The sequence below is a fragment of the Pontibacter sp. SGAir0037 genome (assembly GCF_005491705.1).
In the GTDB taxonomy this organism is placed as follows: Bacteria; Bacteroidota; Bacteroidia; order Cytophagales; family Hymenobacteraceae; genus Pontibacter.
Genome location: NZ_CP028092.1, coordinates 3,127,065 through 3,141,241 on the forward strand (window position 1 = coordinate 3,127,065; position 14,177 = coordinate 3,141,241).

Annotated in this window: 8 protein-coding genes; 6 read left to right on the forward strand and 2 right to left on the reverse strand. The window is 44.9% G+C overall.

Going from position 1 to position 14,177, the window contains the following annotated elements; genetic code table 11:
* The first annotated feature begins 115 nt into the window (after positions 1-115).
* Positions 116-964: a DUF3298 and DUF4163 domain-containing protein gene (locus C1N53_RS12730; protein ID WP_137759675.1), complete on the forward strand. Its 849-nt coding sequence runs from the start codon at positions 116-118 to the stop codon at positions 962-964.
* A 40-nt stretch (positions 965-1,004) separates the two neighbouring features.
* On the opposite strand, the gene C1N53_RS12735 is transcribed toward C1N53_RS12730, so the two are convergent.
* On the reverse strand, positions 1,005-3,215 hold the full coding sequence (locus C1N53_RS12735; protein ID WP_137759676.1) for a glycoside hydrolase family 9 protein: 2,211 nt from the start codon (positions 3,213-3,215) through the stop codon (positions 1,005-1,007).
* 610 nt (positions 3,216-3,825) lie between these two features.
* Here C1N53_RS12735 and C1N53_RS12740 point away from each other — a divergent pair.
* On the forward strand, positions 3,826-4,455 hold the full coding sequence (locus C1N53_RS12740; RefSeq protein WP_137759677.1) for a helix-turn-helix domain-containing protein: 630 nt from the start codon (positions 3,826-3,828) through the stop codon (positions 4,453-4,455).
* Entirely contained in the window at positions 4,455-4,583 is a 129-nt protein-coding gene (locus C1N53_RS22880) for a hypothetical protein (protein WP_256377472.1), read from the forward strand. The genes C1N53_RS12740 and C1N53_RS22880 overlap by 1 nt, the downstream gene beginning before the upstream one ends.
* Positions 4,584-4,612: 29 nt before the next feature.
* On the opposite strand, the gene C1N53_RS22885 is transcribed toward C1N53_RS22880, so the two are convergent.
* Entirely contained in the window at positions 4,613-4,738 is a 126-nt protein-coding gene (locus C1N53_RS22885) for a hypothetical protein (RefSeq protein WP_256377473.1), read from the reverse strand.
* Between the two features lie 105 nt (positions 4,739-4,843).
* Between C1N53_RS22885 and purL the strand changes: the two genes are divergently transcribed.
* The 3 genes from purL to C1N53_RS12755 all read left to right on the forward strand — a co-directional run bounded on the left by purL (position 4,844) and on the right by C1N53_RS12755 (position 14,098).
* Positions 4,844-8,527 carry a phosphoribosylformylglycinamidine synthase gene (purL, locus tag C1N53_RS12745; RefSeq protein ID WP_137759678.1) on the forward strand — a complete coding sequence of 1,228 codons (3,684 nt, stop codon included), beginning with the start codon at positions 4,844-4,846 and terminating at the stop codon, positions 8,525-8,527.
* Positions 8,528-9,335: 808 nt separating this feature from the next.
* Positions 9,336-12,368: a SusC/RagA family TonB-linked outer membrane protein gene (locus tag C1N53_RS12750; RefSeq protein WP_206077571.1), complete on the forward strand. Its 3,033-nt coding sequence runs from the start codon at positions 9,336-9,338 to the stop codon at positions 12,366-12,368.
* Between the two features lie 17 nt (positions 12,369-12,385).
* On the forward strand, positions 12,386-14,098 hold the full coding sequence (locus tag C1N53_RS12755; RefSeq protein WP_137759679.1) for a RagB/SusD family nutrient uptake outer membrane protein: 1,713 nt from the start codon (positions 12,386-12,388) through the stop codon (positions 14,096-14,098).
* Positions 14,099-14,177: the final 79 nt, after the last annotated feature.

Genomic DNA, 14,177 nt, shown 5'->3' on the forward strand with positions numbered 1-14,177 from the left:
AGGCAGGTCTGCGCGTACCCTTTGCAGGCTTTTTTGTATTTTACTACCTTTACAAGAGGCCGCACCTGTGTTGCCCGGTAACAGGATATCAACCCATACCACCTATTTTACAAGTATGTATACAACCCATTTTATCAGGCTGGCTATAGTGCTGTTGAGCGCCTGTAGCCTCTGGTCCTGCCAATCGCAGCAGGAACAGGCAAGTGCAGTTGCAACTGAACGCCTGCAGTTCAGGGTTGAGAACCTGCAGCGTACCTCTGATGACTGCAGCCCTGACAGCTCCACCTGTGCCAGGCTGCACATTACCTACCCTGTAGCCACTGCCGGGCCCGCAGCATTGCGCCAAAGCATTAACCACTATGTACAGCAGCGGTTACAGCTCATGCGTTACGATTTTGGTCCTGATGCGGACACATCTGCCACAAGCTATACCGATGCTGCCGAAAAGCTTGCCAACCTGTTTTTTGAGGAGCGCCAGCGCTACAAGGAGAGCACTCAGCAAATGCCTGACCCACCGCATCCAGGCCTGTATGGGTGGGAGCTGCAGGTAAAGGGCCAGCCGCTTTATGTGTCGGCCCGGGTGGTGTCGCTGCTTTTCGATAACTTCACTTATCTTGGGGGTGCACACGGAAACCCTACCCGCATCCTGCAAAGTTTCGACAGCACCGGGCATCTGCTCTCCCTGCCTGAGATGGTTAACGATACCGTAAAACTGCAGGCACTGGCGGAGCAGCAGTTCAGGCAGGTACGAAAGGAAATGGTAGGCGACATGCCGCTCTCGGAAGCAGGTCTCTTTATTACAGGTAATACACTTCCTCTGCCTCAGAACTACGCCCTCACCGCAGAAGGACTGCAGCTCTACTATAACCCTTACGAGATCGGGCCCTATGCCATGGGTGCCACTGAACTGCTACTGCCCTACAACTTCCTGAAGGGCCTGCTGCGGCCAGCTTACTTTCCATAGGTGCTCTTCAATACTAAGGGCTGAGAAGAACACGGGAGCCTTACTGCTTCACAAACTTCTTCGTCATCACCCGATTAGCATACATCACCTGTAAAATGTAAATACCATCGGCCAGATCGGTAGTAGGCAGGCTAAAAGAGGCTTTGTTGTCGAAGCTTCCGCTCAGCACCTCTTTGCCCTGCACATCCTGAATTTTCACGGCAATCTTTCCCTTTACCAGTTCAGGTAACCCGATATGCACTACCTGCTGCGCAGGGTTTGGGTATAAGCTGAAAGTTGCCACCTGTTCGGCCTTTACTGCCAGGGGCGCCTGAGGCGACAAAGTAACGAATTTGGAGAGCAACCGGATATAGTTTGCCTGGTAGCCTGTTGAATTCTCTGTAACCGACCAGGAGTTTAATGGCCAGGAGTGGTTAAAATCTTTGTAACTTTTCTGGGCAGGCTGACCTTTGGGCGGAGTTATGGAAATGGCGTTGCATCCTGCATTGCCTGGGCAAACACCATCCCAGTCGTAAGACGGGTTGGGACCTCCGGTTAAAAAACCTGGTGGCGGCCCGAACTGCGATGTTCCTACCCGGTCCCATTTGGCGCTGCCGTCTTTGAACCAGGAATGGTAGAATTCTCTTACACCGTTTTCCGCGCCATCGTTAAACATATTACTCAGGTATACCAGTTGCATCGGGTTTACGCCGTGCAGGCTATGCACATAACCGGCTGCAGCATGCTGGTACGTTTCAGTATTGGCAGGGTCCAGATCATACGTTATAAGGTCATAGATCATTAACCCCTGTATCATTTTAAAGCTGTTGCTTCCCCAGGTATAGTCGTTTAAATGCGCCAGGTAAGGATCCTTTACCGAGGTTATGGCTGGTAAATTTTCAGAGTTGCTCTTCATGGCCGCCGTAAACTTATCCCGGATAGCTGTTTTCACGGATTCGGTTGCGTTAGGAAGGGACGTGTAATACAACAAGGCGTCCTGCGTAACAGGCTCAAACGGATAAGCATAGCTCCATTCGAACAAGTGAGACTTAGTATAGTTCGCATCGAAGTAAGCTTTATACACGGCCTTATCGGTTAAAGCATATAGAAAAGTGGCCGCCGATAGCTTGAACATGCTCCGGGTATAATCGTCCACCTCTTGCTGGCCTGCGCCCAACCCCTGCGAATTATTGGCGTTATCGTTGTTGCGAAACAGCACATCCGGATTCGCATCGGCCCAGGCCCAGGCTTTTTCGGCGGCAGTTTGCAACTGATCGGCATACGCCAGCATGGCAGGTGTACCTAACGTTTTATATACTTTCGCCGCATAGGCATAAATGGCCGCCCCGGTTAAGGTAGCGGAGGTAGAAGCCGGGCCATAGCACCGCTGCGTTTTGTCGCTGGAAGGCGGGCTGGCATCGCCCTGATAGCCCACAATGCTCAACACGGAGCCGTCTGCGTTCTGCATCCTCCATAACCAATCAATTTCATACTTCACCTCATCCAGTATATCAGGTATCCCGTTTCCAGACTCCGGAATATTATAGTTGTCGGTCCAGGCAGCAGGCTTTTCTTCGTAAGCTCTTAATAACTGGATTACCGGACCATGCACGAAGTTCACGTATTTATTCATGTCGCCGGCATCGAACCAGCCGCCACTCAGATCTTTTTGCGTAGCCGCATTGGTTTTGGCGTTATAGAGCCGGGCCTGGGAATCTTGTAAATTCCCGGCATAACTAATAGCATCGGCCCAGGCTGCCCCGGCATACTTCGCTTCTTTGGCCATACCGGCCCGCTGGTAGAAATAAGTCCGTACTGCCTGTTTCAGCACGTTCTGATACACCGAGTTATGAATCATGAAGTCGTAAGATTTCACTTGCTGCGCAACATCCAGCACATAATAGGTGCCGGGCGTTGTGACCAGTGAGAAATCGAAATGCCAGGCTTTATCGCCGGAGCTTGGATCTTCCTGACCATTGTTCCAACTGGTGGGCGTGCCCTCCAGCGCCGTCTGCCCGGTAGATGCGTTGACAACACGGTAAACTGTTCCGGGCTGGAAAGACTCTGCGGCATCAAAGCCTGTTACCGGATTGCGGATAACAGCTACTTTTCTGGCTGTTTCGGGATAGCCAAACTGATCAACGACTATGTACTTCGAGATTGACTGGGCCGGGCTTTGCAGAAAGAGCCCAAGCAAAAAAAGCAGGAGCAAACCCACTAATCGGGCTATTTTACCTCCTTTAGATTGGTCATACAGGTATAAGTGCATCATGAGCAATTTTTAAATGATGGTTAACTGCGTCGAAGCTGTACAGGGGCAGGCTCTTCGACATTCCTGCATGAAGCGGAGAGCAGCAGGACCGTTGTGAACAGCAGTAGCTTTGCTTTTGAGGGCAACAGGTACCTATGATCATTTGCGATGTTCTGACAGCAACTGATAACAAAGGAAATTATGCCTAAAAAAGCAACGGAGCTAATTATCGATAAGAAAGTTAAATAAATGGCTAAAGAAGTATCAGCAGAAAGCCCGTAGATGCTGAGCATGAGTTAGAAAGAACGAGAGGAGCTAACTTTGGTGTTTAGTAGCGCCGCCAGTGGGAATATGAAAGTCATCGGTAGGGGTTCGGCACTGGTTCATGCCCTACTTTCACTCAAATTACCACTACATAGCTCTCATTACAAAGCCTTTGGCCTAATAGCTATGCTCTTCAAACGAATAACTGTATGAGTACGAGCTACGCAACACTCATACTCAACATACTATCTATCAAAACCATACAACAAAAGTCAGGTAAAAGTCGCCTTAATGTCAGGTAAAAATCAAGACCCATTTTTGTACATTTTAAAAGTATATTTAATCTTGCCCAAACTAACAACGACAGATGATACAACCTGAACTAGGAAAGAAAATACTAGACTTAAGAAAAGCCAAAGGATTAACGCAGGAAGAGCTTGTAGAGAAATGTAACATCAGTGTACGGACACTGCAACGGATAGAATCCGGAGAAGTCACTCCCAGGAGCTATACTATCAGAATCATTTTTGCAGCCCTTGATTATAACCATGCCGATGTGATTGGTAAAAATAATCTTATCTCAGATGGATATGCAAAAGCTAGTAACTCATTTTCATATTTTTTTAACTTAAAACATAACAAAATGGTAAAACTATCGCTGCTATCTATCCCATTTCTGGTTACAGTATTAGCCTTATTCTTTCGGTACCCAACCACCACCGGAGCCCAACATAAAACAGAAGTACGTGCACAAATTCTAAAATTGAACGCTGATTTTATTCAAACGTACAATGCCGGAGAAATGGACTCCCTCAGTAAATTGTACGTTGGCGATGCCAGCCTCATAATGGGTAATGCAATTCCTGTGGTGTTCAACAACCTGCCTGAAGTACGGGGCGTGCTGGCATCAAATCATTTCTTACACTCTACCACCAGCAAAACGTCCGCTTCCTGGAAAGGAGATCTAAGAAAACGGTTATTTCCGATTCAGTGGTAGTGGATATAGGCATCTTGCGTATTCGTTCGGAAGCTGACCAAACACTAAGTGGCATCTACTTCAGCCAATGGCGCAACCAGGATGGGAAATGGATGATTGAAAACGAGATGCATCGATTTGACAAATAATTAATACACGATGTAAGGTATTAATCCTTTTACAAGTATAACAGAAGGCTGCTGCCGTCCCAGATAAGGATGGCAGCAGCCTTCTGCGCCAGATCAGACACCAGCACGGCTGTCTCCACCGGCAGCAGCGAAAAAGATAAGCAAATAAATTTCAATCCTCTTTACATCTCAAATCAGATTCAAAATACACTAACACCCTCCCCCACCTCTCCCTTTTTTTAAATTAAAACCCTACCTTTGCTGCTTGAAAAAAACTAAGCATGCTTCACTTCTTTTCTAGTCAGCCTGATACAGTTTACGCCTTACAAAGCGAAGGCGAACTGAGTACAACAGATGTTCAAAAATTGGAATGGCTTTTCGGCAACGCCATATTAGAGCAGGAAAAAACCTTAAGCGGTTTCTTTGTTGGTCCTCGTGCCGCCATGATAACGCCATGGAGCACCAATGCCGTGGAAATCACTCAGAACATGGCCATCGAGGGGATTATCCGGATTGAAGAGTTTAAAATAGTAACAGAAGATTTCACGGATTTTGACCCAATGCTTTCGCAAAAGTATAAGGGGCTGGACCAGGAAATCTACACAATACATATTGAACCGGAGCCTGTGCTGCCAGTTACCGATATTGCCGCCTACAACAAGCAGGAAGGACTTTCGCTGAGCGATGAAGAAGTGGATTATTTAAACCAGCTTTCCGAAAGAGTAGGCAGGCCGCTAACCGATTCCGAAGTATTTGGCTTTTCGCAGGTGAACTCGGAGCACTGCCGCCATAAGATCTTCAATGGCAAATTTGTAATTGATGGCGAAGAGAAACCAAGTTCGCTTTTTAAATTAATCCGCAAAACATCAGAAACAAACCCCAACGATATTGTTTCTGCCTACAAAGATAACGTTGCTTTTATAAAAGGACCAGTGGTGCAGCAATTCGCACCAAAGCGTGCCGATGAGCCGGACTTCTACCAGGTAAGTGATTTCGAATCGGTTATTTCTATAAAAGCAGAAACGCATAACTTCCCGACAACAGTAGAGCCATTTAACGGTGCCGCTACCGGTTCTGGTGGTGAGATCAGAGACCGATTGGCTGGTGGACAGGGAGCACTTCCGTTGGCAGGTACAGCTGTTTACATGACGGCTTTGTCGCGCCTGGAGAAAGACCGTCCTTGGGAAAAAGCTACTCAGGAAAGACAGTGGCTGTATCAAACGCCGATGGATATCCTGATTAAAGCTTCTAACGGAGCCACTGATTTCGGGAACAAATTCGGACAGCCGCTGATTACCGGCTCAGTTCTAACCTTCGAGCACGACGAAAAAGCAGATGAGCTGGAGGCCCCTAGAAAACTTGGTTACGACAAGGTGATTATGCTGGCTGGTGGCGTTGGTTACGGCAAAGCAAGCCAGGCACAGAAGCAACATCCAAAAACAGGCGATAAAATTGTTATTCTCGGAGGTGAAAACTACCGCATCGGTATGGGTGGCGCGGCAGTTTCTTCAGCCGACACAGGCGAGCACGGAACAGGCATCGAATTAAATGCCATCCAGCGCTCTAACCCGGAAATGCAGAAGCGTGCCGCTAACGCTATTCGAGGCATGGTGGAGAGCGAAAACAACCCGATTGTTTCTATCCACGATCACGGTGCTGGTGGACACTTAAACTGCCTTTCAGAATTAGTAGAAGAAACAGGCGGTAAGATAGACCTGGATAAACTGCCTGTAGGCGACCCTACCCTATCAGCGAAAGAAATCATCGGAAACGAATCGCAGGAGCGTATGGGCCTGGTAATCGGCGAAGATGACATTGCTACCCTGCAGAAGATAGCAGAGCGCGAGCGTGCTCCTATGTATACCGTGGGTGACGTGACTGGCGACCATCGCTTTACCTTTGAGTCAGCAACTACGGGCCAGAAACCGATGGACCTGGAGCTAAGCGACATGTTCGGAAGCTCGCCAAAAGTGGTAATGACTGATAAGACGGTTGAAAGAAATTACCAGCCAGTAATCTATGATAAAAGCCAGCTGCATACTTATTTAGAGCAGCTATTACAATTAGAAGCTGTAGCCTGTAAAGACTGGCTCACCAATAAAGTAGACCGTTGCGTGGGTGGACGCGTGGCGAAACAACAATGTGTTGGTCCGCTGCAGCTGCCACTGAACAACTGCGGTGTGATGGCACTTGACTTCCAGGGCAAAGAAGGTATTGCTACGTCAGTTGGCCATGCTCCGATTTCAGCCCTGATTGATCCGGCAGCTGGTAGCCGTAATGCTATTGGCGAGTCCTTATCTAACATAGTTTGGGCTCCGCTGAAAGATGGCTTACAGAGCGTTTCGCTTTCTGCTAACTGGATGTGGGCTTCTAAAAACGCTGGTGAAGACGCTCGTTTATACCAGGCAGTAGAGGCTTGTTCGGATTTTGCTATTGCCCTGGGCATTAACATCCCGACAGGAAAAGATTCGCTTTCTATGAAGCAGAAGTACAAAGACGAGGACGTTATTGCCCCTGGTACAGTGATTATCTCAGCCGGCGGAAATTGCAGCAACGTACGCCAGGTGGTAGAGCCGGTGTTGCAACGCGATGGCGGTAATATTTACTACATCAACTTATCTAACGACACCTATAAACTAGGAGGCTCGTCTTTTGCACAGGTAGTAAACAAAATAGGCAACGAAACACCTGATATTACCGATGTGGCGCAGTTTAAAAATGCCTTTAACACGTTGCAAGGCCTGATCAAAGAAGGCAAAATAGAAGCAGGCCATGATATTGGCAGCGGGGGTTTGATCACTACCCTGCTGGAGATGTGCTTTGCGGACAACAACCTGGGTGCAAGTATTGATTTAACATCACTGGGCGAGGAAGACAGCGTGAAAGTGTTATTCGCTGAAAACATTGGCGTGGTATTCCAGGCATCTGCTGACGTAGAAGCTACTTTAGAAGCGAATAATGTTCCGTTCCACAAAATAGGTACAGCTACATCTTCTGCTACCCTTGAACTGAAGAACGGCTCAGATGCTTACAGTTTCAACATTGCCGAGTTACGTGATACCTGGTTTAAAACTTCTTACCTGCTGGACATCAAGCAAAGTGGTCCGGTTAGTGCAAAAGAGCGTTACGACAACTACAAGAAGCACGAGCTGATCTACAAGTTCCCGGAAGGATTCGACGGTAAAAAGCCAGTTATCGATCCTTCTAAGCCAAGAATAAAAGCAGCTATTATCCGCGAGAAAGGAAGCAACTCGGAGCGTGAAATGGCCAACGCCATGTACCTGGCAGGTTTCGACGTAAAGGACGTACACATGACGGACCTGATCTCTGGAAGAGAGACCCTGGAAGACATTCAGTTTATCGGTGCTGTGGGTGGCTTCTCTAACTCCGATGTATTGGGTTCCGCCAAAGGATGGGCAGGTGCCTTTATGTACAACGATAAAGCCAGAACAGCACTGGAGAATTTCTTCAAACGTGAAGACACGCTATCGGTAGGTATCTGTAACGGTTGTCAGCTGTTCGTGGAGTTAGGTCTCATTAACCTGAACCACGACCAGAAACCTAGAATGCACCATAACCTGAGCGGGAAGCACGAAAGCATCTTTACGTCTTTAACCATACAGGAAAATAAATCGGTGATGCTTTCCAGCCTGGCCGGCTGTACACTGGGTGTTTGGGTATCGCACGGAGAAGGCCGCTTTAGCTTGCCGCTAACAGAAGACAAGTACCAGATCGTATCGAAGTACGCCTATGACACCTATCCTGCCTGCCCGAACGGCTCCGACTTTAACACCGCCATGCTTTGCGATGAAACGGGCCGCCACCTGGTCATGATGCCGCACATCGAGCGTTCGCTTCTGCAATGGCAGTGGGCACATTATCCGAAAGACCGTCAGGATGAAGTATCACCCTGGATGGAAGCGTTTGTAAACGCCCGGAAGTGGTTAGAAGCAAACGAAAAGTAAGAATTATAATATGACTTACAAAACGCCCCTCAGTAAACTCTGAGGGGCGTTTTATTTTTATAGTTAACCATTCCGAAAGCCTTACCGGATAGCGCCAAAAGAATTACTCTGAACTATTTAGCTATTTACTTTCTTCCGGCTTCCTCCCATATTTTTCGAGGGCAATAGGGCACAATAGAGGTGGCGCTTCGAACTAATAGTATACGAGGCTTAAGATAGAGTATATAAGATAAGTAATGCACCTATATCAGGCTTATACACACGTTGCTTAAGCAGACAAAAACATTATAATTGCCAATAAAATTACTGTGTAAGTTCTCACTTATTTAATAATATTTTAAGAGGTTCAAAAACAATCTTTTAAAAATTATCTACTTTATTACTTGTTTAACTATATTTTGTTTAATAAATTCATTGTTTAAACAAGAATACATTAAATGCCTTACGCAATTTGAGCAATCTCAAGAGTAAAATTTGTAGTAAAACCGATAATCTTGTACTTACTCACTTATTTAACTATCGATGCTTATGACATGAAAAAAATGTCTATTCCTTTGTTAACTAGTTTGTTCGCATTATATTCTTTCTTAAACTCTTAGTGAACAATTACTATTGTGTACCTTCTGCCTGCCATTTTATTTTAGGTCTATTATATGAAGCTTATCTACTGCAGGATAATTATGTAATCTATGATATTATTTAAATAATGGCTGTCATATGATAGTTAACATGCCAAACTTGATGATTATTAATCTTATTCTTCCCCAATTAGTCAAATTTTTAATTTAAAATAGTTATTCATTTAGTTATGAAACCAACTCTATCTCTACTCTTAGGGCAGATATTTTCATATATGTTCTACCCTAAGGTCAATAAATTTTTAAATGCTAAAAGGGTTTACTATGTAGCCCTGCTATTCATATTTATAGCTCAAGCTATGCCGGCTCTGGCGCAAAATGGTTTGACTGTAAGTGGTGTAGTAAAGGACGAGTCAGGCTCTGTTCTTCCGGGAGTAACCGTTCTATTAAAAGGTACTTCTACTGGTAGTGCAACTGACACCAATGGGAGTTATCGTCTTCCCCTTCAGGATGGTGGAGGAACCCTGGTTTTCTCATTCATTGGATTTGTCACCCAGGAGGTTCTTATAAATAATCAGACCGAAATTAATGTTATTTTAAGAACTGATACTAAAACGTTGGAAGAAGTAGTAGTGGTAGGGTATGGTACTCTCGATAAAAAAGAAGTAACAAGTGCTGTTACCCATGTTAGTGGGGAAGATTTATTGACAGTAGCCGCTACCAACCCGTTAATGTCCTTACAGGGCAAGGTTGCTGGACTTACTATTTCCAACAGTGGAGGGGCAGACCCTAATGCAGGACCGAGTATTCAGTTAAGAGGCGTTTCTTCTCGTGATGCAGGTTTAGGCCCTTTGATAGTTATTAATGGTGTGCCTGGGGGAAGTTTAGATAACATCAATCAAAATGACATAGAATCAATCGATGTGCTCAAAGGCGGTGCTGCCTCTGCTATTTATGGTACCCGAGGTAGTAATGGCGTTATTATAGTCACAACAAAAGCTGGAACGGGCGAGTTAAGGGCTGAGTACAGTGGCTATACCTCTTTTGACCTTCTCTCAAACCAAGAACTTAGGCCCCTAAGTGCAGAAAAATTTATTGAGGAGAACAGAGGTACTGATTTTGGCGCAAGAACCAATTGGTTGGATGAAGTTACTAAGAAATATGCTTTTGCACACAAGCATACTTTGTCTGTTTCAGGAGGCGACAGAAATAACAGTTATCGGGCAACAGCGGATTACCGTGATGCAGAAGGGCTTGACCTCCGCTCAGGAAGAGAGGAGTACGGTGCTCGCATCATGTTAAATCATACAGCTAAAAGCAACCTTTATTCTGTGGGATTCACTATTGCTCCCCGCTACTACACCAGGAGAGATGCGGATTATGAGGTTTTCACCCGGGCTTTAACCCTAAATCCAACAATGCCTGTCAGGAATCCGGACAATCCGGTAAATTACTTTAACATCAATACAGGTTATGATAATCCATATAATCCGGTTGAGCGGTTAGAAACAGAGCTTAGTGGATCGGAAGCAAAGATATTGGACTGGAATGCAAGTTTTAAGTTAAACATACTGCCTACTTTAAATACGCAGTTGACAGTAGGGCAATTTTCGACTGATTTTTTTGACTTTTTTTTCCGCCCCTCTACCTCCACATACGCTTTACAAAACCAGGGAGGTATGAATTCTGCTAGTCGGGCATCTAATAAGTATAACCAAAGAAGTTTAGAATGGATAGGGAACTATGATCTTGATTTCAAAGAACATTCTTTCAAAGTTCTGGGGGGGTACTCTTACCAACAATTTGAAAATTCTGGCATTTCTGTCTCAAATAGAGACTTCCCTAGTGATGCCTTAACTTATAATAATATTGGTACTGGACTGTATGCGCAAGTAGAAGGGAGAAACGAAATGGGCAGCTTTAAAAACACTTCTAAGTTGATCGCATTTTTCGGAAGGGTTAATTATTCCTTTAAAGACAAATATCTCGCTTCTGCCAGTGTGCGGTATGAAGGTTCCTCTAAGTTCGGTTATTCCAACAAGTGGGGCTATTTCCCTGCTGCCTCAATAGGATGGCGAATTAGTGAAGAGTCTTTTATGGATGGATTCAATTGGGTAAACGAGCTTAAATTACGGGCTGACTACGGTGTTACTGGCAACCAAGATTTTGGGAATTATTTGTCATTAGACACCTACACTGGCTATGGCTATTACCTGCTGAACAATGAATTTTACCAGGTGTGGGGGCCTAATCAAAATACTAACTATGACCTGCGCTGGGAAAAGGCCAAGAATACTAACTTTGGTATAGACTTTTCTATTTTTGATTATGTAGTATCTGGAAGTATTAATTATTACACCCGTAAAAATGAAGACTTATTAGGCTGGTACAATGTACAACTTCCACCAAATCTTGTGAATCAAACCTACGCCAATGTAGGGACAATGAAAAATTCAGGGCTTGAACTTCAACTGAATGCTAATATTATCAATAAGGAAAACTTCACTTATAATATTTCACTTGCAGGCGCTACAAACCAGAATGAGTTTGTTTCTTTTTCAAACGAACAGTACGAGGGCCAAAGCTTTATTGATGTAGTCGGTCTGCCTGCACCTGGTAGCCCAGGAAATGCCCAGCGTTTGGAAGAAGGAAGACGAGTAGGTTCTTTTTATATGCTACGGTCAGCCGGAGTTAATGATCAGGGTGCATTACTGGTATATAATAATGCCGGAGATATCATACCCGCAGATCAGGCCAGGAATGAAGATAGGCAGTATGTTGGGAATGGTCTGCCCAAGTTTACAGGAAGCATAGGTAACACGGTTAAATATAAAAACTGGGATGCGAGTCTCTTCCTGCGCGGCAACTTTGGCTATGATCTCTTTAATACGCATGCATTTTACACTGGAACACCTGCTACCCAAGCCGGTGCTAACTTATTAGAGTCTGCTTATGATGGAGGCAAATACTCCAAATTAACAAACAGCAGCACGAGTGTAATTCTTTCTGACTACTTCTTGGAAAAAGGTGACTTTATGAAAATCGATAATGTTACTGTTGGCTACACCTTTAGCTTTAACAGCAAGTTCGCCCGCTCACTTCGGGTATATGCTGCGGGAAGAAACCTGGCAACCTTTACCAGCTTTACAGGAGGCGACCCAGATCGGTACCCGGTAAACGGACTATATCCTGGTATAAACGCTACGCGCTCTTTCTACCCGGCTACCACTCAGGTATTGTTAGGTGTAAATTTTGGTTTTTAACTGCAACTTCATACAAAATGAAAAATAATAAATTCTTTACTTATATCGCTGTTAGCCTAATTAGCACCTCGTTGCTAGGCGGTTGTACCGACTTAGACGAAGAGCTTTATGACAGAGTGACCTCCGAAAACTTTATCCAGACCAAAAATGATGTTTATCGCACTTTTTTAAGAAGTTTCGAGCACGGTTACTGGACCGTACAAGGTGCTCAGTACATCATGCAGGAAAACACAGCAGACCAAATTATGACCCCAAACCGGGAAGGTGACTGGTTCGATGGAGGCATTTATATACGCGCTCATAATCATACTTGGACTCCCCAAGATTGGTTTGTGAATGATGGATGGAATAACCTTTATACAGGCGTTGTCCAAGCTACAAACTCTCTAGAGGATATTCAGGCTCTAGACCCTGCCAAGTTTAGCATGTCGGTTGAAGAGCAAAAGCAACTAATTGCGGAGCTACGTACGCTTCGTGCCTGGTATTACCTCAGATTATTTGATTTATACCGCAATATAGAGTTAATAACGCAAGTAAAAGGCCAAACACGGGGAAAGGAACAATCCTCACCTGAAGAGACATTTGCTTTTATAGAAAAAGAACTACAGGAATCGCTTCCAGATTTACTTGCGAAAGGTCAGCCTGGTACTGAACAGTTTGATGGCCGATGGACTAAAGCCGGTGCTATGTCACTTTTGGCGCGCCTTTACCTCAATGCGGAAGTGTATATTGGGCAGAATAAGTACAATGAATGTGCTACTATTTGCCAAGAAATCATCGATGGAACTTATGGTAGCTACGGTATTGAGAGCAGATGGGATGCTCCTTTTGACTGGAATAATGACGAAAGCCAAGAAACTATATTTGCTTTTCCTGGGACATTCGGTCGATCCCACTGGCAGTATGATGGTGGCATGTATTGGTGGATGGGGCCTTATAACGGTCACCAGTATTTCGGGTTTACAGATTGGGGGGGAATGAATCCTCGGTTCGCTTTACAACCAGGTCTTAACGTGGACAGTGTCGAATATACTTTTGAACTTGGGAAACCATTCGTGAAGTTTCAAAAATATAAGGATGATGTCCGATTGAAAAAGTATAAGAATACGGGAGAGAGCACACGGGAAGGAATGTTTTTATACGGTTACCTCCCTTATAACAATGATCAAGATACAGTTAAAACCACTCGTGGATATAAACTTTATATACGGGATCAGGTGGGGTGGTTCAAAGATCTAAAACCAGGCCAAGAATTAGCTGATAAAGAATCTAACATGAACCATGCTGATCAGAACTCTGGGGTTTATCCAGTTAAATACCCTTTTTACCCTTCTACTTCACCTCATAAAATAGAATCTGATTATGTGGAGATACGCTTAGCAGAAATCTATTATACTCTGGCGGAATGTAAGTTCAGAGCTGGTGACAAGGCAGAAGCTGCCAGGCTGCTCAACTTAGTTCGAAGCCGCTACTATCCGGCCGGTTCAACCAGTCTCTATGAGGCAAGTGGCAATGAATTAACGGAACAGGAACTCCTGGATGAATGGGGAAGGGAATTTTTGGCAGAAGGACGCCGACGTATTGACCTGATTCGCTTTAACAAGTTCACGACTGGAACATGGTGGGATAAAACTCCGGATAACGCTGAACATCTAAAAATTTTTCCTATCGGGCAGAACGTCTTGAATATAAACCCTCAATTGAGACAAAATCCTGGGTACGGAAATTAGCCTCATTTGATTATACAAGTGTTTTAGTCCTTCAGTATTAAACCTACAGCAGGTACTTCTATCGCTCATAATATTTTCA